Source organism: Kitasatospora sp. NPDC058115, assembly GCF_042884635.1.
Classification (GTDB): domain Bacteria; phylum Actinomycetota; class Actinomycetes; order Streptomycetales; family Streptomycetaceae; genus Kitasatospora.
The window spans coordinates 41,135-65,622 of the sequence record NZ_JBHVTL010000033.1 but is presented as its reverse complement, the minus strand read 5'-3'; the positions used below and the strand labels follow the sequence as shown (position 1 = coordinate 65,622).

General features: G+C 72.9%; 20 protein-coding genes, 1 tRNA gene and 2 pseudogenes. 12 read left to right on the top strand and 11 right to left on the bottom strand.

Annotated features, from left to right (window positions below):
• The first annotated feature begins 93 nt into the window (after positions 1–93).
• Positions 94–984, top strand: coding sequence for a metal-dependent hydrolase (locus tag ACFVVL_RS29975; protein ID WP_387680721.1), 891 nt, complete (start codon positions 94–96; stop codon positions 982–984).
• A 74-nt stretch (positions 985–1,058) separates the two neighbouring features.
• Here ACFVVL_RS29975 and dcd read toward each other — a convergent pair whose 3' ends face one another.
• A complete protein-coding gene (dcd, locus tag ACFVVL_RS29970; RefSeq protein WP_380289985.1) occupies positions 1,059–1,634 on the bottom strand; it encodes a dCTP deaminase in 576 nt (191 codons plus the stop codon).
• Positions 1,635–1,726: 92 nt separating this feature from the next.
• A complete protein-coding gene (locus tag ACFVVL_RS29965; protein ID WP_045938839.1) occupies positions 1,727–1,963 on the bottom strand; it encodes a hypothetical protein in 237 nt (78 codons plus the stop codon).
• Positions 1,964–2,226: 263 nt separating this feature from the next.
• On the opposite strand from ACFVVL_RS29965, the gene ACFVVL_RS29960 reads away from it, so the two are divergent.
• The 3 genes and pseudogenes from ACFVVL_RS29960 to ACFVVL_RS29950 all read left to right on the top strand — a co-directional run.
• Positions 2,227–2,300: transfer RNA gene (locus ACFVVL_RS29960), tRNA-Gly, on the top strand.
• A 250-nt stretch (positions 2,301–2,550) separates the two neighbouring features.
• Positions 2,551–2,763: pseudogene (locus ACFVVL_RS29955) on the top strand (IS481 family transposase); the annotation flags it as partial.
• A pseudogene (locus ACFVVL_RS29950) lies at positions 2,753–2,866 on the top strand (IS481 family transposase); the annotation flags it as partial. The pseudogenes ACFVVL_RS29955 and ACFVVL_RS29950, both read left to right, overlap by 11 nt.
• A 306-nt stretch (positions 2,867–3,172) precedes the next feature.
• Here the strand turns inward: ACFVVL_RS29950 and aspS are convergent.
• The 4 genes from aspS to ACFVVL_RS29930 form a co-directional block, all read right to left on the bottom strand.
• The gene (gene aspS, locus ACFVVL_RS29945; protein ID WP_387680716.1) at positions 3,173–4,480 is read right to left on the bottom strand and encodes an aspartate--tRNA(Asn) ligase; all 1,308 of its coding nucleotides are present in this window, start codon (positions 4,478–4,480) and stop codon (positions 3,173–3,175) included.
• 129 nt (positions 4,481–4,609) lie between these two features.
• A complete protein-coding gene (locus ACFVVL_RS29940) occupies positions 4,610–5,725 on the bottom strand; it encodes a hypothetical protein (protein ID WP_387680713.1) in 1,116 nt (371 codons plus the stop codon).
• Positions 5,709–6,890: an amidohydrolase family protein gene (locus tag ACFVVL_RS29935; RefSeq protein ID WP_387680710.1), complete on the bottom strand. Its 1,182-nt coding sequence runs from the start codon at positions 6,888–6,890 to the stop codon at positions 5,709–5,711. Before ACFVVL_RS29935 ends, ACFVVL_RS29940 begins: the two co-directional genes overlap by 17 nt.
• Before the next feature lie 35 nt (positions 6,891–6,925).
• Positions 6,926–7,924, bottom strand: coding sequence for a TauD/TfdA family dioxygenase (locus ACFVVL_RS29930; RefSeq protein WP_387680707.1), 999 nt, complete (start codon positions 7,922–7,924; stop codon positions 6,926–6,928).
• Positions 7,925–8,398: 474 nt separating this feature from the next.
• Between ACFVVL_RS29930 and ACFVVL_RS29925 the strand changes: the two genes are divergently transcribed.
• Positions 8,399–9,616: a helix-turn-helix domain-containing protein gene (locus ACFVVL_RS29925; protein ID WP_387680704.1), complete on the top strand. Its 1,218-nt coding sequence runs from the start codon at positions 8,399–8,401 to the stop codon at positions 9,614–9,616.
• 27 nt (positions 9,617–9,643) lie between these two features.
• Positions 9,644–10,117, top strand: a complete 474-nt coding sequence (locus tag ACFVVL_RS29920) for an NUDIX domain-containing protein (protein WP_387680701.1) — start codon at positions 9,644–9,646, stop codon at positions 10,115–10,117.
• 407 nt (positions 10,118–10,524) lie between these two features.
• Here ACFVVL_RS29920 and ACFVVL_RS29915 read toward each other — a convergent pair whose 3' ends face one another.
• The 5 genes from ACFVVL_RS29915 to ACFVVL_RS29895 form a co-directional block, all read right to left on the bottom strand.
• Positions 10,525–10,725, bottom strand: coding sequence for a hypothetical protein (locus ACFVVL_RS29915; protein WP_380289963.1), 201 nt, complete (start codon positions 10,723–10,725; stop codon positions 10,525–10,527).
• 150 nt (positions 10,726–10,875) lie between these two features.
• Complete coding sequence (locus ACFVVL_RS29910) at positions 10,876–12,105, bottom strand: MFS transporter (RefSeq protein WP_387680698.1); 1,230 nt, start codon at positions 12,103–12,105, stop codon at positions 10,876–10,878.
• A 214-nt stretch (positions 12,106–12,319) separates the two neighbouring features.
• Positions 12,320–15,610: a BTAD domain-containing putative transcriptional regulator gene (locus tag ACFVVL_RS29905; protein ID WP_387680695.1), complete on the bottom strand. Its 3,291-nt coding sequence runs from the start codon at positions 15,608–15,610 to the stop codon at positions 12,320–12,322.
• 517 nt (positions 15,611–16,127) lie between these two features.
• The gene (locus tag ACFVVL_RS29900; RefSeq protein ID WP_380289957.1) at positions 16,128–16,772 is read right to left on the bottom strand and encodes a response regulator; all 645 of its coding nucleotides are present in this window, start codon (positions 16,770–16,772) and stop codon (positions 16,128–16,130) included.
• Positions 16,773–16,796: 24 nt separating this feature from the next.
• Positions 16,797–18,041 carry a sensor histidine kinase gene (locus tag ACFVVL_RS29895; RefSeq protein ID WP_387680691.1) on the bottom strand — a complete coding sequence of 415 codons (1,245 nt, stop codon included), beginning with the start codon at positions 18,039–18,041 and terminating at the stop codon, positions 16,797–16,799.
• Between the two features lie 270 nt (positions 18,042–18,311).
• Here ACFVVL_RS29895 and ACFVVL_RS29890 point away from each other — a divergent pair, with 270 nt between their 5' ends.
• From ACFVVL_RS29890 to ACFVVL_RS29865, 6 genes are all read left to right on the top strand, one after another.
• The gene (locus ACFVVL_RS29890; protein WP_387680688.1) at positions 18,312–18,872 is read left to right on the top strand and encodes a heme-binding protein; all 561 of its coding nucleotides are present in this window, start codon (positions 18,312–18,314) and stop codon (positions 18,870–18,872) included.
• A gap of 226 nt (positions 18,873–19,098) precedes the next feature.
• Positions 19,099–19,512: a hypothetical protein gene (locus tag ACFVVL_RS29885; RefSeq protein ID WP_380297864.1), complete on the top strand. Its 414-nt coding sequence runs from the start codon at positions 19,099–19,101 to the stop codon at positions 19,510–19,512.
• A gap of 121 nt (positions 19,513–19,633) precedes the next feature.
• Positions 19,634–20,518 carry an NAD(P)-dependent oxidoreductase gene (locus tag ACFVVL_RS29880; RefSeq protein ID WP_380297865.1) on the top strand — a complete coding sequence of 295 codons (885 nt, stop codon included), beginning with the start codon at positions 19,634–19,636 and terminating at the stop codon, positions 20,516–20,518.
• Positions 20,519–20,817: 299 nt separating this feature from the next.
• Positions 20,818–22,161: an LPXTG cell wall anchor domain-containing protein gene (locus ACFVVL_RS29875; RefSeq protein WP_387680684.1), complete on the top strand. Its 1,344-nt coding sequence runs from the start codon at positions 20,818–20,820 to the stop codon at positions 22,159–22,161.
• Positions 22,162–22,418: 257 nt separating this feature from the next.
• Positions 22,419–23,588, top strand: coding sequence for a hypothetical protein (locus tag ACFVVL_RS29870; RefSeq protein ID WP_387680758.1), 1,170 nt, complete (start codon positions 22,419–22,421; stop codon positions 23,586–23,588).
• 80 nt (positions 23,589–23,668) lie between these two features.
• A complete protein-coding gene (locus ACFVVL_RS29865) occupies positions 23,669–24,451 on the top strand; it encodes a MerR family transcriptional regulator (protein WP_380297869.1) in 783 nt (260 codons plus the stop codon).
• Positions 24,452–24,488: the final 37 nt, after the last annotated feature.

The following is a 24,488-nucleotide window of genomic DNA, read 5'->3' as shown; positions in this document are numbered from 1 at the left end:
CGCTCGGCGACAATGGACGACGGGCCTCGCCTCGCGGGGCCCGTCGCGTTTTCCCGACCACGTCCGACCACCCTCACCCGCACGGAGCCAGGCATGACCCTCCCCACCACCCACGTCAGCTTCCCGGCCGGGGCGGTGACCGGCGAGTCGACGGTGCTCGCGGTGCACCCGCTGGACGACGGCCGCTTCGCCGTGGTCACCGGGGCGACCCCGTTCCACCCGCTCGACCACACCTGGCCCGACCAGCCCGCCGACCTCGGCACCCTCACCGTGGACGGCGTCGAGCTGGCCGTCGTCGACTGCCTCACCGGCGCGGTGGGCCCGGACGGCGGCGCGCCGCTCGTCGGCGCCGGCATCCCGGTCCGGCGCGGCGACGAGGAGTGGTCCTGGCTGGTCCTGCACGTCCTCGCGGCCGACCCGGGCGACCTCACCGGCCGGACCGCCGTCCTCACCGTCGACGCCGGGCGCCGCGCCGCGCTCAGCGCCTCGCACAGCGGCTGCCACCTGCTCGCCCTCGCCCTCAACGAGGCGCTCGCGCCGCGCTGGCGCAAGGACCCGGGCCGCGCCGACGCCTTCGGCCACCCGGACTTCGACAGCCTCGCCATGGCGAGCTCGGTGATGGACACCGAGGCGAGCACCGACACCTACCGGCTCGGCAAGTCGCTGCGCAAGAAGGGCTTCACCGCCGAGGCCACCGAGGACCTCCCGGCGCTCGCCGACGCCCTCCCCGAGCTCACCGAGGCCGTCAACCGCCGGCTGGCCGCCTGGGTCGCCGCCGACGCCCCGGTGCGCATCGACGTCCCCGGCCCCGAGCTGACCGCCCGCCGCCAGTGGCACTGCGAGCTGCCCGAGGGCGCGGCGCAGATCTTCTGCGGCGGCACCCACCTGCACCACCTGGGCGAGCTGGCCGGGCTCCGCACCGAGCTTCGGCTCTCCGAGGACGGCAGCGAGCTGGTCGCCGTCACCCGGCCCGAGCGGGCCTGACGCACCGGCGGGCGGTCACCCCTTCCCCAGGGGTGACCGCCCGCGCCGTGTGCTCCTCGTCCTCCGCGCGCCGCTCAGACCTCGGTGCGGTGGAAGTTCAGGTAGGACCGGGACGGCGTCGGACCGCGCTGCCCCTGGTACCGCGAGCCGTACCGCTCCGAGCCGTACGGGTGCTCCGACGGCGAGGAGAGCCGGAACAGGCAGAGCTGCCCGATCTTCATCCCCGGGTAGAGCTTGATCGGCAGCGTCGCGACGTTCGACAGCTCCAGCGTGACGTGCCCGCTGAAGCCCGGGTCGATGAAGCCCGCCGTGGAGTGCGTCAGCAGCCCGAGCCGGCCCAGGCTGGACTTCCCCTCCAGCCGCGAGGCGACGTCCTCCGGCAGCGTGATGACCTCGTAGGTCGACGCCAGCACGAACTCGCCCGGGTGCAGGATGAACGCCTCGTCGCCCTCCGGCTCGACCAGCCGGGTCAGGTCCGGCTGCTCCTCGGAGGGGTCGATGTGGGGGTAGCGGTGGTTCTCGAAGACCCGGAAGAAGCGGTCCAGCCGCACGTCGATGCTCGACGGCTGGATCATCGCGGGGTCGAACGGATCGATCACCACCCGGCCGTTGTCGATCTCGGTCCGGATGTCCTTGTCAGAGAGCAGCACGCTTCGAGGTTACGTGCACGACGCGGCCCCGGACGAATCGTCCGGGGCCGCACCTGCCACTTCTCTCCCCCGTCAGCCCCCGCCCGACCCCGTCAGGCGAGGAACTCCGCGGCCTCCAGCCGCAGCGCCCGGGCCAGTTGCGGCTCGGACAGCTCCCGCACATCGGCCAGCACCGAACTCCGCAGCCGTCCGCACTGCGGACACCTGATCAGCCGGCCGGGCCCCAGCCGGCCGGGTCCGAGGTTCTGCATCGGGAACGTGGTGGTGCTGAACAGGTGCCCCTCGGCACAACGAACGACGGCGCGCTGCTCCATCGATCCCCTTCCCATCCTTACCCCAGTACTCACCCGTACTCATCGCCCCGAACGGCGGAGCCCCCGGGACCAGCGTCACATTAGGGGATGTACCGGACATCTCACACCAAGGCTCGCCGCCCCGCCCCCACCCGCCGGAGCACTCTCACGCGGCCCACACAGTACGCCCCCGCCCCCACCCCCCGCCCCTCCACCACACCCCCGCCCCACCTGTGCATCCACCGTCACGGATGGGGTACAGTGAGGGGCAGATCGAGCGGTCTCTGACGGCTCATCAGGCGGGCGTAGTTTAATGGTAGAACATGAGCTTCCCAAGCTTAGAGCGCGAGTTCGATTCTCGTCGCCCGCTCCATTGTGAAAGCCGCAGGTCATCTGACCTGCGGCTTTCGTATTGTCTGGACCAATTCGGGCTCGCCGTGCCAGAAGGCCGCCAGTGAGGCGTCGAATCCGATATTGGTCGCCGGCCACTCTCCCGGGTGCGACGGTTGTACTGACCATGGAGGTCGGTGACGGGGTTCACGGAGTGGTGATCTTGAAATGAGTGAGGGCCTTCTGGCTCGGTGTGGATTGCAACATCTGCACCGGCACCCAGAGAGGCCCTCATGCCACACCGTAACGCACCGCTGACCGAGACCGGACGCCTGCGTCCGGCCCGCTGCGTGGTCGAGGACGGTTGGCGGCTGCGGCGGGCCGCCGAGCGCTTCCAGGACTCGCCGACCACCGCGAAGCGCTGGGCCGACCGCCCCTCGCGTCCGCACCGCAGCCCGCGCAGACTGCCGGCCCGCACCGAGCGGCGGATCATCAAGGTCCGCCTACCCTGCCTGGCTCCACACCTCCAATCACCACCGCGGACACACCGCACTCGCAGGCAAGCCACCCGCCAGCCGCGTCCCCAACCTCACAGGTCAGTACACCTAGCACTGGCCGAACAGACGCCTTCGTGCCCACCGACGCCACGGCGGCATCAACATCGCCGCCTCTCCGAACATCCGGGCCGAGCTCTCCGAACATCCGGGCCGAGACGCTGACCAGGCATCAGCCGCCGGGCGCAGGAGCCTCCTACGCCCGGCGGCTGATGCCGGTTCCGGGCGGCGAACTGCTCGCTGCGGAGGTCCCTCACATGGATCTCGCCCGTGCCCGATCCGACTGCCAGCCGGGTGCCGGATGGGTCGACCGTCACTGCTCAGGCTCGCTCACACGGCGGTGCCCGGCGGCAGTCTGTTCCTAAGGTTCGAGGCGGTGCGGGCCTCGGAAGAGGAAGGTGACCTCGCGGATCGAGGGCAGGCCGAGGATGAGCATCAGCAGCCGACCGAGACCGAGACCGAGACCGCCGTGCGGCGGGGTGCCGTAGCGGAAGCAGTTGAGGTAGCCGGAGAGCGGTCCGGTGTCCATGCCCTTCGCACGAGCCTGTTCGACCAGGCGGTCGTAGCGGTGTTCGCGCTGTGCGCCGGTGGTGATCTCCACGCCCTTCCACAGGAGGTCGAAGGACTCGGTGACAGTCGGGTCGTCCTCGGGCCGCAGGTGGTAGAAGGGCCGTACCGAGGCGGGGAAGCGGGTGACGAAGACGAACTCGTGGCCGGTCTCTTCGGCGATCAGAGCGCACAGCGTTCGTTCGCCCTCGGGGTCGAGGTCGTCCTTGAGCCCTTCCAGGTCCCATCCGGTAGCGCGAAGTTTGGCCAGGGCGTCAGCCATGGTGATGCGGGGAAAGGGCAACTGCGGGACGGTGACCTGAGCGCCGAAGTGTTCGGCGATCGCCTCGCCGTGCCGTTCCGCCACGGCGGCGAGGACGCGGTGCAGCATCCGCTCCTCGAAAGCCATGACATCCTCCACGCGATCGATCCAGGCGATCTCGACGTCGACGCCGGTGAACTCCGTGGCGTGCCGGGAAGTGAAGGACGGTTCCGCGCGGAATACGGGGCCGATCTCGAAGACCTTGTCGATTCCGCCGGCGATGGCCATCTGCTTGTAGAACTGCGGGGATTGGGCGAGGTAGGCGGTGCGGTCGAAGTAACCGACCTCGAAGACCTCGGCGCCGGACTCGGAGGCGGTGCCCATGAGCTTGGGGGTGTGCAGCTCGGTGAAGCCCTCCTCGGCAGCGACCTCGCGCATGGCCTGTTCGACGGTCGTCTGGACGTCGAAGACCAGGTGCTGGGACGGGCGTCGGATGTCGAGGAAGCGCCAGTCCAGGCGCTGGTCGAGCCCGGTGTTCTCGTCGATGGGCAGCTTGGGCTCAGCGGGCGAGACGATCTCGACGCGCTCCGGGATGATCTCCAGGCCGGCGAGCTTGACCTGCGCGTTGTCGACGACCTTGCCGGTGATCTTCACGGCGGACTCGACTGTCACATGCTCGAACGCGTCCTCGATGGGGTCGTTCTCTCCGCCGCGCAGGTGGGTCACCTGTACAAGGCCGGTGTGGTCCCTGACCAGCACGAACTGGATGCGCCGCTGGAGTCGGAGCGTGTTCACCCAGCCGTAGACGGTGACCGTCTCGTCGAGGTGTGTACGGAGGTCTGCGACGAGGGTGCGCGTCATGGTTGGCAACTCCCTGGTTGCGGGCGCGTTGGTCGCGCCAAGGCGTCGGGCGGTAAACGGCCGCCCGGGGGGACCTGCTCACCATAGCGGATCAGGTCCCCCCGGGCGCTGCGATTACTCCATGCGTGATCAGGCCAGGCTGAAGACGCCTGAGAAGACAGGGAGTTGGTAGCGTTCGATGATCTGGTTGAAGGCGACGTGGACGTCGATCAGGCCGTCGAGGTCGTAGTGGAACGGAATCGCCTGCTGCTTGACGACGAAGGGTGTGAGCACCGTCGGGGAGGGGACGACGCCGAGGCCCGCGATCGTCTCCAGGCCGCGCAGGGTGTCCTCAGCGGGTTCGATGCCGGCGAGCAGGCAGCTGCCGACCTCGTGGCGGCCGAAGACATCCACGGCCTCCGCGAAGATGTCGGTGTAGTCCTGGAAGGTGAGCGTGACCTTGTAGCCGTGGATGTACCGCTGCCGGTATTCGCGGCCGACGATCTCCACCCCGCTGTTGAAACGGCTGACGCCGGCCTCGTGCAGGGCTTCGAGGTAGGCGCGGCGGCGCTCGGGTGCCTTGCGCAGGCCCGGCGGGATGACCTGTGAGACGTAGATGCCTTCGGCGAAGCCTGCCTGGCGCAGGGCAGCGGCGATGCGGCAGTGGCGGTCCAGTTCGAGCTTCTCACCGGCGATGCTGCCGGTGCACAGCCAGACGATGTCGTACTTGGTGCGGAAGTCCGCGGCGTGATCGTCGATGTACGCCAGGCAAGTCTCGAAGTTCGCGCTGTAGCTGCCAGAAGCGCCGCCCTGGACGGCGAGGACCTCCCACTCGGACTCCTTGAAGCAGAAGTCACACGAGTGCACGCAGTATGTGTGGTAGTCGAACACGAAGGAGCGCATGGCGTTCTCGCGCAGGAGACCGAAGTTGTACATCCCGGTGGGCGCGCGGCCGTCGTCGACGAACTGGGAGCACGCGACCGCGTACGGCTGGTTGTTGATGAGTGCGCTGAGCTGGCCGCCGTCGAAGATGAACGGCGAATCCTGGTTGACCCGAACGGTCACCTTCCTGAGGTAGCCCGGGCCGCTGATCTGGATCTCGATGCGGGGGATGACCTGACCGAGGATCGGGAGTCTGATGTCGGTGGTGGTGAGCTGGATCCCGTCACGGAGCACGCCGAGGCGGAAGACCTCCTCGATGCAGACCTTGTCGAGGCCGGCGAGGGCGAGGTTGAACCGGGCGGCGCGGTCACTTCGCGAGGGCACGGCTGTTCTCCTTCCGGATCCCGAGGCTGGGGGACATGCGGGCCGCGTTGGCGCCGAGCAGTCCGGAGGCAGCCGCTGCGGACAGGCTCGGCAGGACCTCGACCCAGGCAGCGGCGGGATCCTTGGGCGTTCCGGGGTGCGGGTAGTCGGTGGCCAGCGTCAGACGGGACATCAGCCAGTCGGGCATGCTGGTGAGGTCCTCGCCCAGACCGACCGAGAAGAACAGGCTGTCTCGGTCTGTCAGGTACTCGCGCGGCGGGAGAGCCGGCAACTGGGGGACGTGGTTCCCGCGGAGCGTCTCCCAGGAGTCGTCCGCACGGTCGAGCCAGGCCGGGAGCCAGCCCGCGTTGCACTCGTGGAAGGCGAAGCGCAGGCGCGGGTAGCGGTCCAGGACTCCAGAGCTGATGAGTGCGGCGAGGTGGAGCTGCCCGGGAAGCGTCTCATTGATGTGGTTGTAGAGCGCGTTCATCTCCCGTGCGCGAAGACTGGTGGAGCTCGCGGTGATGGGCAGGAAGTGCGGGATGGCGACCTTGTGGAGGTGGAGCGTCACCTCACACCCCTCCGCGGCCGTGAAGACCGCCTCGCCGCGCGACAGGTCCGCGCCGAAGCCGCCGGGGATCATCGCGTGTGCGAACCCGGCGGCTGCGAGGTGTCGCAGCCGCTGTGCGGCGTCGTCGGTGAGCGGAAGCTGTGCGACCGGGTGCAACCGCGTCCGGTCGACGCTGGCCATCTCGGTGATCCAGCGGTTGTAGGCGTCGAAGTGCGCCACCGCCCACGGGCTCGTGGGGTCGGTCTCCCTGGGCCAGATCAGCCCGAGCGACGGGAAGAGCAGGGTGGCATCGATCCCGGCCGCGTCGAGCCAGGCCAGCCGCGCCGCGCCGTCCCAGGAGGCGAAGGTGCACGACTCGCGGTAGGAGGCGAACTCCCCCTGGCGTGGCAGGGTGTTCCAGTCTCGGATCTCCCCGTCGGTCGGCGCGGGAATCCCCCCGAGACGCCGGATGAGTGCCGACGGGCGCCCCTCGATGAGCAGCTTGTCGCCGTCGGAGGCGTCCCGCAGGACACGCAACCGCTCACCGCGGAAGGCGGGGTCGAGGTACTGTCCCCAGTCCCAGAGCGGTTCCATGATGTGGCCGTCGGTGTCGACCACGGTCTGTCCGTTCCACATACGGCTCGTCCTTCAGATCGGTGCTTCGGTGTCGATCAGACGGGCAGCGCGAGGGCCTTGAGGTACTCGGTCGGGTAGTGGGCGAGGCGGGTGTCGGGCACGATCCGGCCGCTGGGAGGCAGCTGGCGCAGCATCAGCACCCGCTGGATCCAGCGGTCACTGCCGTCGTAGGTCGGATGGAATGTGGTGCGGCCGTGGACAGTGCGGCGGTTGTCGATCAGCAGCAGGTCGCCGGTTCCGAGTTCGACCGTGAGCGCGCACCGGTTCAGGGCTTCCTCCAACGCTGTGAGGGTGGACACGCCGGCGGAGCTGATGGCGGACAGCAGGGTCGAGTACTCCAGGACCGGGCCTTGTCCGCTGTCATGGAGGACCGGAACTGGTGCAGTGGTGCGCCGCCCACCGTGGGTGTGCGGACCGCGGTCGGTCGGGAACACGTAAAGCGGATCCCGGAGGATCTTGCGCTGGGCCGGCGTGAGGAGCGCCAGTGCGCGGGGGATATCGGCGACCACGGTGCGCGCCTCGCCCGCCGGGTCGCAACGCAGGCCGAGCAGGGCGAGGAAGTCGGGCGGGTACGCGGTGAAGCAGGCCTCGGTGTGGAGAACGAGGTCGCTGGCGTCGGAGGCGGTCTGGACACCGTGGTGGGCCGCGATCGGGTAGCGGTTCTGCACCAACTGCCCACCGTCCCATTCGCGGTAGGCGAAGATCTCGCCGAGCCTGGCCCCCACAGTGGCGAGCACCGCCTCCGCCCTCGTCCGCTGAGGGGCCAGGAGCAGGTGGAAGCTCGCTGCCGGAGTGCGCGGCAGGCTCTGCGGGACAGGGACACCGCGGAGGAACAGCGCCGACTGGATCTGCCCCTTGGCGAACCGGTCCAGCACGGAGGCGAGGCCGTCGTCGAGCAGTTGGGCGGCGGCGTCGGCCTGTACGGCGAAGGCATCAGTCTCCGTGTACGGATTCGCCGTGATCTGCCCAGCCGCCATCGCGAGTCGAGTGGCGGCATGGGCAGGGAGCTGGAGCGTGGTGATCGGAGTACGCATGGGCATCGTGGTGGCCCTTCCAGGCGTCGGTGAGGAGTACCCAGAGCCGGTCGGCCGGGGAGACGGAGCGAGCGGCAGACGTTCAGACGCGCTGAACTGCGGCCGGCTGTCGCCGGCGAGGCAGGTCAGAGCCTGATCCCGCTGACGAGCTCATCTGCACCGACACACAGCCGGTCACCGTGGCGGTGGGTGCCGCGAAACCGATGGTGCGAGGCAGCAGGGCTGCGTCCACATCGCAGTCCCGAGGAGCCACCAGGCGAAGGCGGTTGGCGGACGCCTGCCTCTCTGCTGCGGTCGCGCCGACTCGCAGGTCCTGACGTGCCATGAAGATCACCTCTCCGCATCGCACAATGGCCTTGCAGGCAAATCTGCGTGATGACACGTCAGAACTCTAGGAAGATCGATGAAGAGGAACCCGGAAAATCCTTCCGGGGTAAGGAGTCGAGCTTCCCCGAGGCTGGGAGCATGCGAGCGATGACGGAGACGCTGACCATCGGCGAGCGCGTCGGTTGGTACCGCCGCCGGCGTGGCATGCCGCAGGACGTCCTGGCCGGCCTGGTCGGGCGAACGGCCGACTGGCTGAGCAAGGTCGAGAATGGCCGGATCGAGCTCGACCGCCTCTCGGTCATCAAGTCACTGGCGGACGCACTCGACGTTCAGCTCGGCGACCTCCTGGCGGAACCGTCGCTCCTCGACGGGGCCACCGACACCCAGAGCGGGGTGGTCGCGAAGCTCCACGAAGCGCTCATGGACTACAAGCACATGTCGCCCCTCCTGGCCGCCGACGACGTCGAACAGCCGCCCGACCTCGACATCCTGCGCGCCGAGGTCGGCTCCGCCTGGTCCGCCTACCAGGACGCCAGGTACTCCAGGGCGACCAGACTCGTCCCCGACATCCTCGCCCAGGCCCAGCGCGCGGTTCGCATGTACGAGGGCGACCAGCAGCACCAGGCCAAGGCACTGCTCGCCATGGCCTACCAGGGCGCCGCCATGGTCCTGACGAAGATAGGCGAAGCCGACCTCGCTTGGATCGCAGCCGACCGCGGCCTCACGTCCGCCCAGGAGTCAGGCAAGATCGTCGTCGCTGGCTCACTCTTCCGCTCGGTCGCCCACTGCCTGCTCACCAACGGGCGCCTCACCGCAGCGCGCGACCTGGTCGTGAACTCCGCCGCCTACCTGGAAGCCGGCCTCGACGACGCGTCCCCGACCTACCTCTCGATCTACGGCACCCTCTTCCTCGTCGGGTCGATGGCCGCAGCGAGGACCGAGGACCGCAGCACCGTCCGCGAGTTCCTCGCCGAAGCGGACCGGGTCGCGCAGCGCGTCGGCCATGACGCCAACCACATGTGGACGGCCTTCGGCCCCACCAACGTGGCCATCCACCGGATCTCGACCGCGATAGAGCTCGGCGACGTCCAGATCGCCGCCGACCAAGGCCCCCGCGTGGACTCCTCGACCCTTCCGCTCGAACGCCGCGTCCGGCACACGCTCGAAGTCGCCCGCGCCTACAGCGCACAGAACCGCACGGACGAGGCTCTCGCCCTCGTCCTGGACGCCGAGGAACTGGCCCCCGAGCAGGTCCGCTACCACTTCATCCCCCGGCACCTGGTGACCGCCTGGGTCCGCCAACAGCGAGGCAAGCCCAGCCACTTGCTCGCCGGCGTCGCCCAGCGGCTCAGCATCGTCGCATGATCGCTGCAGACGGCTACAGTCGTCACCATGAGCGACTCCCAGCCCCAAGAGGTCGTAGCCCAGCCCCGCACCGCCGCGGGCGTGCTCTTCTTCGACGAGGACGACCGCGTCCTCCTCGTGAAGCCGACCTACAAGCCCGGCTGGGAGATCCCCGGCGGCTACCTCCACGCCGGCGAGACCCCGAGCGAGGGCGCTGCCCGGGAGGTCAAGGAGGAACTCGGCATCACCCCGCCGATCGGCCGCCTGCTCGTCGCCGACTGGGCGCCCCACCCCACCGAGGGCGACAAGCTCCTCTTCGTCTTCGACGGGGGCGTCCTCCCGGCCGACGAACTCGACCGCATCGCCATCGACCAGGTGGAGATCGGCGAGTACGCCTTCCACGCCACCGACCAGCTCAACGCACTCCTCATCCCGCGCCTCGCCCGCCGCCTCCACGCCGCTTGTGCCGCCAGGGCGAAGCCCGAGACGGTCTACTTGGAGCACGGGGCGACCCGCTCGTAGGCCGTAATACGACTCCGTGGCACACCTCGTACTTCGCGAACCGGGGGCCACCACCTCCGCCGCAGTGCCGAAATGGCGATGTACTGGGTAACGTGCGATTGCGAGGGCCTGGGCGTGCTAGTGTCCGTCCAATGGCCCGGAGGTGGGCCAGTGGCGAGCCGATTGCCCGGACGAGTGTGTGTGAAAGCCCCAAAGGTGAGATGCCTAACCTCCAGTTTCAATGACTTAATTCGCCTTGCGCTGCACTGCTCTCAAATGCGGCCGCAATCCGGGTTGTAGCCGCGGATGAGATGGCAATGCCGCACACTCACGACAGGGCTGCCTTTGAGGCTCGCCGTAGGTTCCTGAATCTTCCGAAGCAGGTGCTCCGCCACTGCTGCACTGAAGGAAAAATCTCCCTGGACGCCTCAGGTGGCGGACAGCATCAATTTCAGGCGCTCCTGTTCGAATGTTTCTTCAGCTCGGACGAAGATCACCCGTGGGATCGCATGATCGGTCGAACGTTCCGGCAGTTGATCTGCTACTTCAGCTGGGTGGCGCCGCAGCCTGATCGTCTGATTGTTCGGACCAACACCGCAGACCGCATTGCCAGCTACCTTCTGCCTCATGCTCGAGTGTTCGATGATGGTTCGTATGAACACCTCGAAGGCCCAAAGATTCCCGAGCTTAGAGCGCGAGTTCGATTCTCGTCGCCCGCTCCGGCAGGCAAGAGCCGCAGGTCATAGGACCTGCGGCTTTTGTGTTGTCCGGGGGTGGGGTCAGGGGATGCGGGGGAGGGTGCGGATGGGGCGGGTGGCGAGGAGGGCGGTGGCGGTGAGGAGGGCGACGGCGGCGCCGAGGAGGAGGACGTGGTCGGTGCCGAAGGCGTGGGTGGCGGGGCCGGCGAGGGCGCTGCCGAGGGGGTACATGCCGACGGAGCCGGCCACCTCGTAGGCGTGGACGCGGTTGAGGACCTCGCCCGGGACCTGGGTCTGGACGCTGGTGGCCCACATGACGCTCCAGATGCCGGTGCCGGTGCCGACCGCGATCTGGGCGGCGGCGAGCAGCCAGAGCGGCCAGCCGAGGACGATGCCGAGCGGGTAGAGGGGGTAGGCCAGCATCGCCACGGCGCCGGCGGCGAGCGGGCGGGCGGGTTTCCAGCGGATCGCCAGCAGGCCGCCGGCCACGGTGCCCGCGCCCAGGGCGCCGTTGAGCAGGCCGAAGGCGGTGGCGCCGTGTTCGGGGACGACGACGCCGGCGGCGACCGACAGTTGCGGGCCCCAGGAGAGCACGGCGAAGACCATCCAGATCACGATCACGCCCCAGAGCCAGCTGCGGGAGCGGAACTCCCGCCAGCCGACCGCCAGGTCGTGCCAGAGGCCGCCGCCGCGCGGCGGGGCGGGCACCGGGCCGAGCCGGAGGGTGAACAGGCAGGCGGCGCTGGTCCCGTAGGCGACGGCGGAGATCACCATCACCCAGGCGGTGTCCCCGAGTCCGACCAGGACGCCGGCCAGGGCCGGGCCGCCGAGGCCGGTGAGCGCCTCGGAGGTGCGCAGCACGCCGTTGGCGCCCTGGACGTCGCGGGAGACCAGCGGGATGGTCGAGGCGGCGCCCGGCTGGAACATCGCGTTGGCGGTGCCGGCCACCACCAGCAGCGCGTACAGCTGCCAGAGGTGGTCGATGCCGTGCAGGAACAGCAGGGCGAGCAGGATGTGGGCGACGAGGTTGGCGAGGTCGGCGCCGATCATCATCCGGCGGGCGGTGAACCGGTCGGACAGCACCCCGCCGAACAGCACCAGGGCGGCGAACGGGCCCACCAGGAAGGCCATCGCGTAGCCCGCGGTGTCCACGCCGTACCCGCCGCTGAGCAGGCCGGCCGAGACGGCGACGGGGAGCATCGCCCAGCTGAGCAGGCCCGCGCTGCGGGCGGTGAAGTAGCGGCGGAAGTTGCGGGACCAGATGTCGGGGAGCGGAGCTTCCGGGGGGCGGTGAGTCAGGAGGTCTTCCACGCCGACCACCGTAGGGAGGGGGACCGGTCGGGCTCCCGCAGCCGGACCGGAGGCGCGGAGACGCTCCGGGGGCCGGCTTCCTTCCGGGTGCACCCGCGCTGACCTGTGGTTCTGCGGCGACGCCCGGCGGCCCGGCCGGGGGACCGGCAGAACCGGGGAAACTGCCGGGCGGGCCCTTCTGCCGGGCGCGGGCAGGCGGCCGGGCGCCCGCGCCTCAGCGGGGCCGGGCGGCGCCGCCCATCGCCCGGTGCAGCCGCAGCGCCTCGCGCCAGTGGCCGAACGCCCGGCCGCGCGCGCCGAGGGCCGCCTGGGCGTGGCCGAGCGCGAGGTGGCTGCGCGCCTCCCCGGGCCGGTGCCCGGTCTCGCGGTGCACGGCGAGGGCGGCGCGTCCGCTCTCCAGGGCGGGCCGCGACTCGCCCCGGCGGACCCGGACGTCGGCCAGCGCGTCGAGCGCGCAGCCTTCGAGCATCCGGAACCGGGCCTCCCGGGTGAGCGCGACGGCCTGCTCCGCGGTGTCCAGGGCGGCCCCCGGGTCGAGGCGCGCCTGGGCGGTCGCGAGTCCGACCAGGGCGGCGGCCTGCGGGAACCGGTCGTTCACCAGCTCGGCGAGGCGCAGCGCCTGCCGGTAGCTGTCGGCCGCGTCGGCCGGCTCGTGGGCGCGCTCCTGCGCGGCGCCCAGGGCCAGGAAGGCGTTGGCCTCCAGCGCCCGGTTGCGCAGGGTGCGCGCGGCGGCGAGCGCGGTGCGGGCCAGCAGCAGGCCGGTGGTGTGGTCGCCCAGGTCGGTGTACGCGCCGGAGAGGCCGTTCAGGGCGACCGTCTCGCTGTACCGGTTGCCGCTGCGCAGATGGACCGGGAGGGTCCCGCCGAGCACCCGGATCGCGTCCCCGGGGCGTCCCAGCGCCCGGTGGACGACGCCGAGGTTGGTGTGCGAGACCGCCTCGGCGCGGGCCGCGTCGTGCTCGCGGAAGTGCCGGGCCACCTGCGAGAAGTGCGCGGCGGCCTCGTGCAGCCGGCCGAGCTTCCAGCAGACCAGGCCGAGGGTGGCGATGTCCTCGTCGGAGCCCTCCCGGCGGCCGGGCCGGGTGCGCCGCAGCCGGGCGGCGGTGGCGACCTCGAAGCAGTCGCCGGTGTACATCCCGGTGGACAGGTAGCTGTGCAGGCTCTCGGCCAGCCGCCGGGCCACGGTGGCGAAACCGGCGTCGGACGCCTCCCGGACGGCGCCGGCCAGGTTCTCCCGTTCGCGCTCCAGCCACTCCGCGGCCCGGCCGTGGTCCGGGAAGGGCGGCGGCCCGGCCGGCGCCGGTCCGGCCGGGGCGGCGGGGAAGAGCAGCAGGGCCGCCGCGTCCGTGCGGTGCAGGTACCAGGCGAAGAGCCGCTCGCGGGCGGCGTGCGCCTCCGTTCCGCCGGCCAGCTCACGGGCGTGGGAGCGCAGCAGGTCGTGCAGTCCGAACCGGCCGGCCGACCGTTCCTGCACCAGGTGGGCGTCGGCCAGGACCGCCAGCAGCCCGGCCGCCGCGGCCGGGTCCGCGCCGGCCAGCGCGGCGGCGCCGTCCGCGGTGAGATCGGGGCCGGGCATCAGGCCGAGCAGCCGGAACATCCGCCGGGCGGCGGGCGGGAGCGCGCGGTAGGAGAGGTCGAAGGCGGCCCGCACCGTGGAGCGCCGGTCACCCTCGACGTGCAGCCGGCCGAGCACGTCGCCGCCCGCCAACTCGGCGCAGTAGCCGGCGATCCCGGTGCCGCGGGAGACCAGGTTGGCGCCGGCGATCCGGATGGCCAGCGGCAGTCCGCCGCAGAGCCGGACGAGGGCGCGGGCCGCCTCCTCCTCGGCCGCGACCCGGCACTCGCCGACGACGTCGCCCAGCAGCCGGCGGGACTCCTCCGGACCGAGCACGTCCAGGCCGAGCTGGCGGGCGCCGTCGCCGGCGACCAGCCCGGCGAGCCGGCTGCGGCTGGTGATCAGCACGGCGCAGCCCGGGGCGCCCGGGATGAGCGGCCTGACCTGCTCGGCGTCGCGGGCGTTGTCCAGCACGATCAGCATCCGCCGGCCGGCGAGCAGGGTGCGGTACAGCGCGGCGGCCTCGTCCCGGTCGGCGGGCAGCCGGTCGGGCGGGGTGCCCAGGGCCCGGAGGAAGCGGTCCAGGACGTCGCCCGGGCGCAGCGCCGGGAGCCGGGAGTGGCCGCGCAGGTCGACGAACAGCTGGCCGTCCGCGAAGTGTTCGCGCCGCGCGTGCGCCCAGTGCGTGGCGAGGGCGGTCTTGCCGACGCCGGGCGCGCCGACCACCGCCACCACGTGCCGGCGGCGGGCCGGCTCGGGGGCGACGAGGGCGTCCAGCTCCTCCAGCTGCCGCCGCCGTCCGACGTAGCAGCCGGTGGCGGCGGGCAGTTGGGCCGGGAGCGGGAAGGACGGCGGGGCCGGGGCCGGGGGCTCGGGCGCAGCGGGGGGCGCGGGCGGGGCCGGGAGCGGGGCGAGCGGCAGTTGCCGGCGCAGCACCCGCAGCTGGGCGTCCTGGACCTCCGGGCCGGGGGCGATGCCCAGCTCCTCGTCGAGCCGCTCGCGCAGCCGGCCGAAGACGGCGAGTGCGGCGGCCTGCTCCCCGCAGCTCGCCAGCGCGAGGATCAGCCGGGCGTGCAGGCCCTCGTGCAGCGGCTCGGCGTCGACCAGCTCCGACAGCACCGGGACGGCCTCCGCGGAGCGGCGCAGCAGCAGCGCCGTGTCGGCGTGCGACAGCGCCGCCCTGACCCGCCGTTCGTCGGCGGCCACCGCGGCCGGGTGCCGGCGCAGCAGGGGGTCCGCGTCCGCGAGCACCGGGCCGCGCCAGGACCGCAGGGCCCGGGTGAGCGTCTCGTACGCGGTCTGCGGGTCCGGCGGCGCGGGGTGCCGGACCCGCGTCCGGTCCAGCAGGTCGTCGAAGCGGCCGAGGTCGGTGAGGTCCCGGGCCGCCTCCAGCAGGTAGCCGGTGGGGGTGCGGACGACGGCCGGCGGCGGGGCGGTCCGCGGGCCGCCGGGGTCCAGCAGTCGGCGGACCTGGCTGACGTAGCCGTGGACGAGGCTCTGGTGGGAGCCGGGCGGCCCGGCCGGCCAGAGGACGTCGGTGATCTCCCGGTGGGTGGCGGGCGCGGGGTGCTTGAGCGCCAGCAGCCCGAGCAGGCGGCGCAGCATCGGGCTGGTGACGGGGACGGGTGTCCGGCCGTGCTGGAGGACGAGCGGGCCGAGGATCAGCAGCCGCGGTCCTCCGGCGCCGCGTGCCGGTCCGGTGCGGGCGGCGGCCAGCAGGTCCGTCAGTTCGGCGCCGGTCAGCTCCAGTGCCTCGGCCAGGTGCCGCAGGGTGCCCGCCCGGGGCCGGCGGACCCGGCCGTGCTCGATGTCGCGCAGTGCCCGGGTGCTGATCCCGGCCCTGGTCGCGGCCGTCTCCTGGCTGAGCCCGGCCCGGCCGCGGAACGCCTGGAGCCGCGCGCCGAGCGCCTCCGGCCCGTCCGCCGCGGCCGCCGCCGTCTCCTCCGCCATGGCGTCCCCCTCGTCCGGTGATCAGTGTGGACCGGCCCGATCCGCCGGGCAAGGGAGGTCCTCGGGGCGGGGAGGGCGAGGAGGGCGAGGAAGGGGAACCGGGGGCGGAAAACAGGGAGGCGCGGAGCGAGTCCCCCCGGACTCGCTCCGCGCCGCGTCGACGCGCGGCTCTCCGCCGCTCCCCCCGATCGCCCCGGACTCCCGCCGTCCCCCCTGGCACAGCTCTCCGGCGAGAGCATCCGCACAGGCCCGGCAAGCCCCCTTTGACGTGGGGCGTCGTTGATCATCACGGTAACAAACCGTGTGGTTGGTTTGTCAATGCTCGGCGGCCGGAAAGACCCACCTTCGGGGACGGGGGTGCGGATGGCAAGGGGCGGCCGGGAGATCCGGGGAACGGGCTGGTGGCGGCGGTGGTTCGGGTGCCCGGCCCGGGGCGGCGGACCCCGGGAAGACGTTCGTTCGGAATGGAACAACCTGAACGGAATGCCGGTACCGGCGGGGCGGGCGGCCTTCCCCTTCAGCGGAGCAGCCGGCGCTCCTTGGCGACGGCCACCGCGCCGGCCCGGGTGTCCACGCCCAACTTGTCGTAGATCCGGCCCAGGTGGGTCTTGACCGTCGCCTCGCTGATGAACAGCGCGCGGGCGATCTCCCGGTTGCCCAGCCCCTGGGCGAGCTGCGCGAGGATGTCCGTCTCGCGCTCGGTGAGCTGCGGCGCCGGGGCCCGCATCTGCGCCATCACCCGGGAGGCGACCGGCGGCGAGAGCACCGTCCGCCCCTGTGCGGCCGAGTGCACCGCGGCGAACAGCTCCTCCGGCCGCTCGGCCTTCAGCAGGTACCCGGTCGCGCCCGCGCCGATCGCCCGGGTGATGTCGGCGTCGGTGTCGTACGTGGTCAGGACCAGGACGTGCGGGGCGTCCGGGGCCGCGGTGATCCGGCGGGTGGCCTCCACGCCGTCGATGCCGTCGCCGAGCTGGAGGTCCATCAGCACCACCTGCGGGGCCAGCCGGGCCGCCAGGTCGACGGCCTCCTCGCCGCTGCTCGCCTCGCCGACCACCTCGATGTCGCCGGCGCTGGCCAGCAGGGCGAGCAGTCCGGCCCGGACCACGGCGTGGTCGTCGCAGACCAGCAGCCGGACCGGGGACGGGACGGGGGCGGGGTTCATCGGGCGGGCTCCAGACTCTGGGGGTCAGCGGCGGTCGGGGGCGAGGGGGACGGCCGCGGAGACCACGGTGCCCTCGCCGGGGGCGCTCTCCACGGTCAGGGTGCCACCGAGCTGGCGCAGCCGGGCGCGCATGGCCGGCAGACCGTGGCCGCGCCCCGAGGGGGCGGACGAGGACGGGGCCGCGGGGGTGAAGCCGCGGCCGTCGTCGGCGATGTCCAGCACGGCCTGGTCGCCGAGGAACGACAGGGTCAGCGCGGCCGCCGAGGCCCCGGCGTGCTCGCGGACGTTGGCCAGCGCCCCCTGGGCGATCCGCAGCAGCGCGGACTGCGCGGCCGCCGGCAGCGGCACCGGCGCGCCGTCCAGGTGGAAGCGGACCGGCAGCCCGCTCTCGGCGGACTCCCGTTCGGCGAGCGAGCGCAGCGCCTGGTCCAGGGTGCGGCCGTCGGCGAGTTCGGCGGGCGCGAGGTCGTGGACGAAGCGGCGGGCCTCGGCGAGGTTCCGGGCGGCCACCTCGGCGGCGGTGCGGACGTGGCCCCGGGCGGTCGCCGGATCGCCGTCCCAGGTGCGGTCGGCGGCCTGGAGCAGCATCTGCTGGCTGGACAGGCCCTGGGCGAGGGTGTCGTGGATCTCCATCGCCAGCCGTTCGCGCTCGGCGAGCGTCCCCTCCCGCCGCTCGGTGGCGGCGAGTTCGCGCCGGGTGCGGACCAGGTCGGTGATCAGCGCGCGCTGCCGTTCGGCCTGGCGCTCCATGTACAGGAAGACGCCGGTGGCCAGCGCGGCGACGGCGGGCGGCAGCAGGACGAGGTTGGCGTCCAGCGGTCCCGGCAGCCGGATCTCGCCGACGACCACCAGCAGGGTGAGCGCCGCGACCAGCGGGATCGCCGCCGGCGTGGGCAGCGTCCGCAGGGCCGTGTAGACCAGCGGGACGGCGCACCAGGAGAAGCTCGGGGCGATCAGCACCAGGACGACCCAGAGCACCGTCACCACGGCCAGCGGCCAGGGGTGGCGGCGCTGCCCGGGGGCGGGCGGACGGCGGTGGGCGAGCCAGGAGCCGACCGGCTGGACGACGGCCAGGGCGATGCTCAGGCCGAGCACCCAGGGGATGCGCGGGTTGCCGGGGTGGTGGGTGAGGAAGCGGCTGAGCGAGGTGGCGAGCAGCAGGAGGAAGGCGGAGTCGAGCAGCACGGCGAGCCGGCCGGCGTCCGGGTCGGGGGAGGCCGGGGCGGCGGGGGCAGCGGGCCCGACGGGGGAGGGGCCGGGGTGGTGCACGGGCCGCTCCTCGCTCTGTCCGTTCCGTTCGGTCGTTCGGGCCGTCCGGTCGTCCGGTCGTCCGGTCCGTCCGGTCCGTCCGCACCGTCCCGGCTGCGGCGATCCTTCGATGGTGACCCGTCCGGTGCGGGGCCGCATCAACCGATCGGCTGACGGGTCCGTCGTCCATCATGCCCGGGCGCGGTGTCCGGACCGCCGATGTGGCGGGCCGGGCCCGGAACGGAGGATCGGATCCGTCCCCACCACCGCCATCCGACGAGGAGCCGGACCATGAAGAAGACCTCCGTTCGCGCCAAGGTGCTGACCGGTACCGTCGCCGCCGCCGCACTGGCCGCCGCCACCGTCGGTGCCGTCTCGGCCAGCGCCGAGGCCACCGACACCCCGGCCGTCGCCGCCGCGGTCAAGACCGACGCCCAGAACAAGAACCTCGCCCAGACCACCGGGCTGACCATCGAGGCCGCCACCAAGGCCGCCCAGGCCACCCTGGACGCGGCCGCCAAGGCCGGCCAGCGCGTCTCGGTGGCGGTTGTCGACCGCGACGGCGTCACCCGGGTGCTGCTCAAGGGCGACGGCGCCGGCCCGCAGTCGCCGGAGTCGGCGGTGCGCAAGGCGTTCACGGCGGTCTCCTGGAACGCGCCCACCTCGGAGCTCGCCAAGCGCCTCGCGCAGGCCCCGAACCTCAAGGACATCCCGAACACCCTGTTCCTGGCCGGCGGCGCCCCGGTGCAGTCCAAGGGCGCGCCGGTGGCGGCCATCGGCGTCGCGGGCGCGCCCAGCGGCGACCAGGACGAGCAGTTCGCGCAGGCGGGCGTCGAGGCGCTCACGAAGTAGCGCCCACCGAGGAGCGCTCGTCGAGGAGCGCCCCCGAGGAGCACCGGCCGCCGCCGAGCGCGCGGCCGGCCCCGCGCGCCGGGGCGGACCCCCGACCGCCCCGGCGCGCTCCATCACGCCGGGAGGCTCCCCGTACGGGTGAAGGTCGCGCGGGTCGCCGCAGAACACGGGGTCGCCGGCCGAAAAGCCGCTGCCGCTGTCGGTGCCGCGTGGCAGGCTTCCCGCTATGACGGCGTGGACCCTCAACGACATCGAACGTGCGATCCGCTCCTCCTGGGGTGTCGACACCTGCGCGCCCGAGGACCAGGCCCACTGGCGTCCCGACAATCCCGCCCACGGCCAGTGCCGGGCGACCGCCCTGGTGGTGCACGACCTGCTCGGCGGCGAGCTGATGATGGGCGAGGTGTTCACCGGCGCGGTCCGGACGGACCTGCACTGGTGGAACCGGTCCGCCGACGGCGCCGAGATCGACATGACCCGCTCGCGCTTCGGCCCGGACGAGCGGGTCGGTCCCGGCCGCCCGGTCGCCCGCCCGCAGCGCCCGGGCCGGCTCCAGGCCCAGTACCAGCTGCTGCGCCACCGGGTCCTCGCCCACCTGGAGGGCGGCTCGGCGGACGCGCGGCACGCCGCGGCGGCCTGACCGGCCCCGGACGGCACCGGAGGGCGCGCCCCGACCGGCCGACGGTCGGAAAACTGACGTACAGTCGGTTGATCGTGGCCGGACGACCTTTCCGGCCGCCGGGCGACAGCGGGAGTGCGCGATGAGCGGGATGACGGTCGGCTTCGTCGGACTGGGCACGATGGGCCAGGGCATGGCCGCCAACCTGGTGAAGGCCGGGCACACCGTCCGGGTCTGGAACCGCTCGCCCGGACCGGTGGCCGCCATGGTCGCCCGGGGCGCCCTGGCCGCCGACGGGCTGGCCGACGTCTTCGCGGCCGACGCGGTCGTCTCGATGCTCGCCAACGACGCCGCCGTGGAGCGCCTGCTGCTCGACCCGGCCCTGCTGGAGGGCGCCGCGGCCGGCGTGCACGTCAACATGGCCACCGTCTCGGTCGCCCTGGCCGAGCGCGCCGAGGCCCTGCACGCCGAGTACGGCATCGGGTACGTCGCCGCGCCGGTGCTCGGCCGCCCGCCGGTGGCGGAGGCGGGGGAGCTCAACATCCTGGCCGCCGGGAGCGCGGAGTCGCTGGCGGCGGTCGAGCCGCTGTTCGCCGCGATGGGCCGGCGCGTCTGGCACTTCGGCGAGCGCCCGGGCCAGGCCAACACCGCCAAGATCAGCACCAACTTCCTGCTGGCCTGCGCGATCGAGTCGATGGCCGAGGCGTGCAGCCTGGCCGAGGCCAACGGCGTCCGGCCGACCGACCTGATCGAGATGCTCGGCGGGACGCTCTTCCCGGGGCCGGTCTACTCCGGCTACGGCTCGATGGTGGCCGAACGCCGTTACGAGCCCGCCGGGTTCAAGCTGCCGCTCGGGCTCAAGGACGTCGATCTCGCGCTCTCCGCGGGCGCGGCGGCGCGCGTGCCGCTGCCGTTCGGCAGCGTGCTGCGGGACGCGTTCCTGGACGCGCTGGCGCACGGGGACGGCGAGAAGGACTGGGCCGCCGTCGCGGCCGTCGCCCGGCGGCGGGCCGGGCTCCCGGAGTAGTGGCGGGCGCAGGGGCCGACGCCCGGCGGGGCGGCCTTCCCCGCCGGTGCGCGGCCGCGTCCCGGCCACCCCCTCGCAACCTGCCAGACGGGTGCAAAACCCCTGTCCCAGGTCAGAGTTGGGCCAATCGGACGCAGTGGCCCGGCCGGCGAAGGAAACCGGTACCCGCCTTCCGGTGCGGTCGGGGGCTTCGGTAGTCTCCGACGGACTTTCAGCTTCGCGGGGGGATCGCGGCTCGGACGGCCGCCTGGTCCTTCCGCGCCCCCGGGCCGCGCCCGGACACTCTCGTGAGGTCTCCCTTGTCCATCTCCATACCTCGCAGTCTCGCCCTGGCCGGCGCCGCCGCGCTCGCCGCCTCGATGGTCCTGGCCGGAGCCCAGGGCGCGGTGGCCGCAGCCACCGCCGGATCGTCCCCCGCCGCCGCCCCGCAGGCCGACAAGGCGAGCGCCCGCGCGCTCGACCTGTCCCTGGACGGGGTGCCGCGGACCTTCGTCGCCGGTGGCGACACCAAGATGTTCAACTTCACCGTCGACAACAACACCAAGCACGACTTCGTCTACTACCCGCTGCTCAAGTTCAAGAACGAGGCGGGCAGCCTGCACGCGCAGCACCTCAAGGTCGAGTACCAGCTGCCCGAGTCGCTGGACAGGACGCGGACCTGGCTGCCGGCCACGCCCGCGCCGGGCGGCGGCGACACCGACGACGACGGTGTGCTGTTCCTGCTGGCCAAGCTCATCGACAACTCGGTGCCGGACTACAAGAACTCGCTGCTCGCCCTGAACCGGGGCAGCAGCCTCACGGTCACCGTCCGGGTCTCGGCGGCCAAGAACGCGCCGCTCGGCAAGGCCGGTGTGGTCCCGGTGGTCTTCGCCTCCAAGGTGGAGGCCAACAAGCCGGTCGGCCCGGGCGAGTTCGCGGGCGAGCAGGACTGCGGCGAGCGGTTCAGGATCGTGGCCGGGGGCGGCAAGCCGAGCCCCACCGCCACGCCGACGACCACGAAGCCGACCACCCCGAGCGCGAGCCCGACCGGCAAGCCCACCACCTCGCCGTCGGCCACCACCTCGCCGTCGGCGACCACGACGCCGTCGGCGACCACCTCGCCGTCCGCCACCGCGTCGCCGACCGGCAGCCCGAGCGCCACGGCCACGCCGAGCACCAGCACCAGCCCGTCGGCCACCACCACGCCGTCGGCCACGACCACGCCGTCGGCCACCACGACGCCGTCGGAGACCGGCACGCCGTCCGGCACGCCGAGCGCGACCACGACGCCGTCGGGCAGCGCGTCGCCCTCCGCCACGTCGAGCACCTCGCCGAGCGCCACGCCGACCTCCGGCGCGAGCACCTCGCCGAGCGCCTCCACCGCCCCGGGGACCTCGGCGCCGACGCCCGGCGACACCTCGGGCGACGACGAGACCGGCCCCCGCCAGCCGATCGACTTCCCGGTGAAGGTCCCGGCCATCGCGCCGCTGCCGATCACCCCGGAGGCCGTCGTCCAGGCGCGCGCCGACGCCGACAAGGCGCTGGCCACCACCGGTGGCGGTGACGACACCACCGGCATCGCGATCGCCGGCGGCGCCGTCCTCGCGGCCGGTGTCGGCACCCTGGTGGTGCTCCGCCGCCGCCGCGCCGCGCAGCACGGCTAGCCCGTACGGCCGGCCCCGCGGCGCACCGCGCAGCACCCGCCCGTGTCCCCGGTCCGCCGGGGGCACGGGCGGTTCCGTCCGGCCGCCCGGACGTGCCTAGGATGGCCGGTCAGGGGGCCGAAACGGGGCCGGAACGGGGCAGGCGAGGTACCGGGGTGCGGGGACGGGGCGCGGAGCGCTCGGCGAGGACGGAACGGCCGCGGCGCGCGGGGCGGGCCGGGTCGGACTACGGGGCCGGCGCCGGCCGGATCGCGGGTCTGCCGGTCCGCAGGCACCACGTGCTGCTGCTCGGCTGGACGGTCCTCTGGTTCCTGCTGGTCGAGCCGAGCGGCGGCTTCTCCTGGCACTACCTGCGCCAGGGCGAGGAACTGCTCTTCAGCGACCGGCCGGACGGCGGCCTCGCGCTCTACGCCCACCACCCCGAGCTGCAGATCGGCCCGGTCAGCCTGGCGGTGGCGCGGCTCTTCAGCCCGTTCCCGCCGCACACCGGCGCGCTGCTGGCCGAGGCGGCGATGTCCGGACTGGGCCTGGCGATGCTGGTCCTGGTCGGCCGCACCGCCGCCCGCCACTACCTGGGCACCGGCACCAACCACCGCCGGCTGCAGCAGCGGCTGCTGATCGCCGGCCTGGCGTTCATCCCGATGTGGGTCGAGGTGTCCGTGCGCTTCGCGCACCTGGACGACGTGCTGGCGCTGTTCTTCACCACCCTCGCCGCGCACGAGCTCAGCCGGGGCCGGGCCACCGCGGTCGGGGTGTACCTGGCGCTGGCGGTGGACGCCAAGCCGTGGGCGCTGGCGTTCGCGCCGCTGATCCTCGCGCTGCCCCGGGCCCGGTGGCCGCGGACGCTGCTCTGGTTCACCGCACTGGTGGCCGTCGCCTGGCTGCCGTTCTACCTGGGGGACCTGGACACCATGGCGGCCGCCAGGTTCACCATCCCCAACCAGCCCGCCTCGGCGCTGCGCTGGTTCGGCGTGACCGATCCGGCGACGCCGTGGTGGGACCGCCCGGCGCAGTTCGCCCTCGGGCTGTCCCTGGGCTGCCTGGCGGTGTGGCGCGGCCGCTGGCCGGCCGTCGTCCTGCTGGGGGCGGACGCCCGGATCCTGCTCGACCCCAGCGTCTACACGTACTACTCCGCGTCGATCCTGCTCGGCACCCTGCTCTGGGACACCGTCGGGCAGCGGCGGCTGGTGCCGTGGTGGAGCTGGATCGCGCTGGCCGCCCTCTACGGCGGCACGCTGTTCCTGCCGTCCGACGCGGCGCGCGGCTTCGTCCGGCTCGCCTTCGTGGTGGTCTCGGCGGGGTACGTGCTGCTCTGGCCCGCCCAGCGGCGGCGCGGACGCCGCGGCGGCCCCCGGTCCGGCGCCGGACCGGGGGCCGGGCAGCCCGCCGAGGGACGGCCGCCCGGCCGCGAGCCGGCCGCGGTCTGACGCGGACGCGGGGCGGGCGGACTTGACCCTCACGCAACGGGAGGACGGAGGGTCGTGGTCAGCACGGAGGGAGATCCCGGATGAACACCGGAGACGGGTACCCGGTCGGCGCGGTGGCGAAGATCGCCAAGGTGACCGTCCGCACCCTGCACCACTACGACGAGATCGGCCTGCTGTCCCCCCGGGGCCGCACGCCGGCCGGCTACCGCCGGTACGACGAGGCCGATCTCGGGCGGTTGCAGCGGATCCTGTTCTACCGCGAACTCGGGTTCTCCCTGGAACAGGTCGCGGCCGTTCTGGACGATGACTCGGTGAGTCCGAGCGAGCACCTGCGGCGCCAGCACCGGTTGCTGACCGACCGCATCGCGCATCTCCAGCAACTCGCCGCGGCCGTCGAACACGCCATGGAGGCAGAGAAGATGGGCATTCAGCTGACCCCGGAGGAGAAGTTCGAGCTCTTCGGCGAGCACTACCGCGAGGAGTGGGAGACCGAGGCCGAGCAGCGCTGGGGCGACACCGCCGCCTGGGCGGAGTCCCAGCGCCGCACCGGGGGCTACGACAAGGCCGACTGGGAGCGGATCAAGGCCGAGACGGACGGGCTCAACGCCCGCCTGGCCGAGGCCTTCACCGCCGGCGAGCCCGCCGACGGCGGCCCGGCCACGGACCTCGCCGAGGAGCACCGGCAGCACATCTGCCGGAACTTCTACGACTGCACCTTCGAGATCCACCGCGGCATCGCCGGGATGTACCTCGCCGACCCGCGCTTCACGAAGGTCTACGAGGACCTCGCCCCGGGCCTCGCCCAGTGGCTGCACGACGCCATGCTCGCCAACGCGGACCGCCGCGCCGGCGGGCAGGCGTAGCGACGGCCGTCCCGTCCGTCCCGTCCGTCCCGCCCTG

Bases quoted from the DNA above. Each gene is read 5' to 3' on its own strand.
- ACFVVL_RS29975 (WP_387680721.1), top strand. From the start codon at position 94: ATGACCCTCCCCACCACCCACGTCAGCTTCCCGGCCGGGGCGGTGACC.
- ACFVVL_RS29965 (WP_045938839.1), bottom strand. From the start codon at position 1,963: ATGGGAAGGGGATCGATGGAGCAGCGCGCCGTCGTTCGTTGTGCCGAG.
- aspS (WP_387680716.1), bottom strand. From the start codon at position 4,480: ATGACGCGCACCCTCGTCGCAGACCTCCGTACACACCTCGACGAGACG.
- ACFVVL_RS29935 (WP_387680710.1), bottom strand. From the start codon at position 6,890: ATGTGGAACGGACAGACCGTGGTCGACACCGACGGCCACATCATGGAA.
- ACFVVL_RS29930 (WP_387680707.1), bottom strand. From the start codon at position 7,924: ATGCGTACTCCGATCACCACGCTCCAGCTCCCTGCCCATGCCGCCACT.
- ACFVVL_RS29925 (WP_387680704.1), top strand. From the start codon at position 8,399: ATGACGGAGACGCTGACCATCGGCGAGCGCGTCGGTTGGTACCGCCGC.
- ACFVVL_RS29920 (WP_387680701.1), top strand. From the start codon at position 9,644: ATGAGCGACTCCCAGCCCCAAGAGGTCGTAGCCCAGCCCCGCACCGCC.
- ACFVVL_RS29915 (WP_380289963.1), bottom strand. From the start codon at position 10,725: ATGAGGCAGAAGGTAGCTGGCAATGCGGTCTGCGGTGTTGGTCCGAAC.
- ACFVVL_RS29905 (WP_387680695.1), bottom strand. From the start codon at position 15,610: ATGGCGGAGGAGACGGCGGCGGCCGCGGCGGACGGGCCGGAGGCGCTC.
- ACFVVL_RS29900 (WP_380289957.1), bottom strand. From the start codon at position 16,772: ATGAACCCCGCCCCCGTCCCGTCCCCGGTCCGGCTGCTGGTCTGCGAC.
- ACFVVL_RS29890 (WP_387680688.1), top strand. From the start codon at position 18,312: ATGAAGAAGACCTCCGTTCGCGCCAAGGTGCTGACCGGTACCGTCGCC.
- ACFVVL_RS29885 (WP_380297864.1), top strand. From the start codon at position 19,099: ATGACGGCGTGGACCCTCAACGACATCGAACGTGCGATCCGCTCCTCC.
- ACFVVL_RS29880 (WP_380297865.1), top strand. From the start codon at position 19,634: ATGAGCGGGATGACGGTCGGCTTCGTCGGACTGGGCACGATGGGCCAG.
- ACFVVL_RS29865 (WP_380297869.1), top strand. From the start codon at position 23,669: ATGAACACCGGAGACGGGTACCCGGTCGGCGCGGTGGCGAAGATCGCC.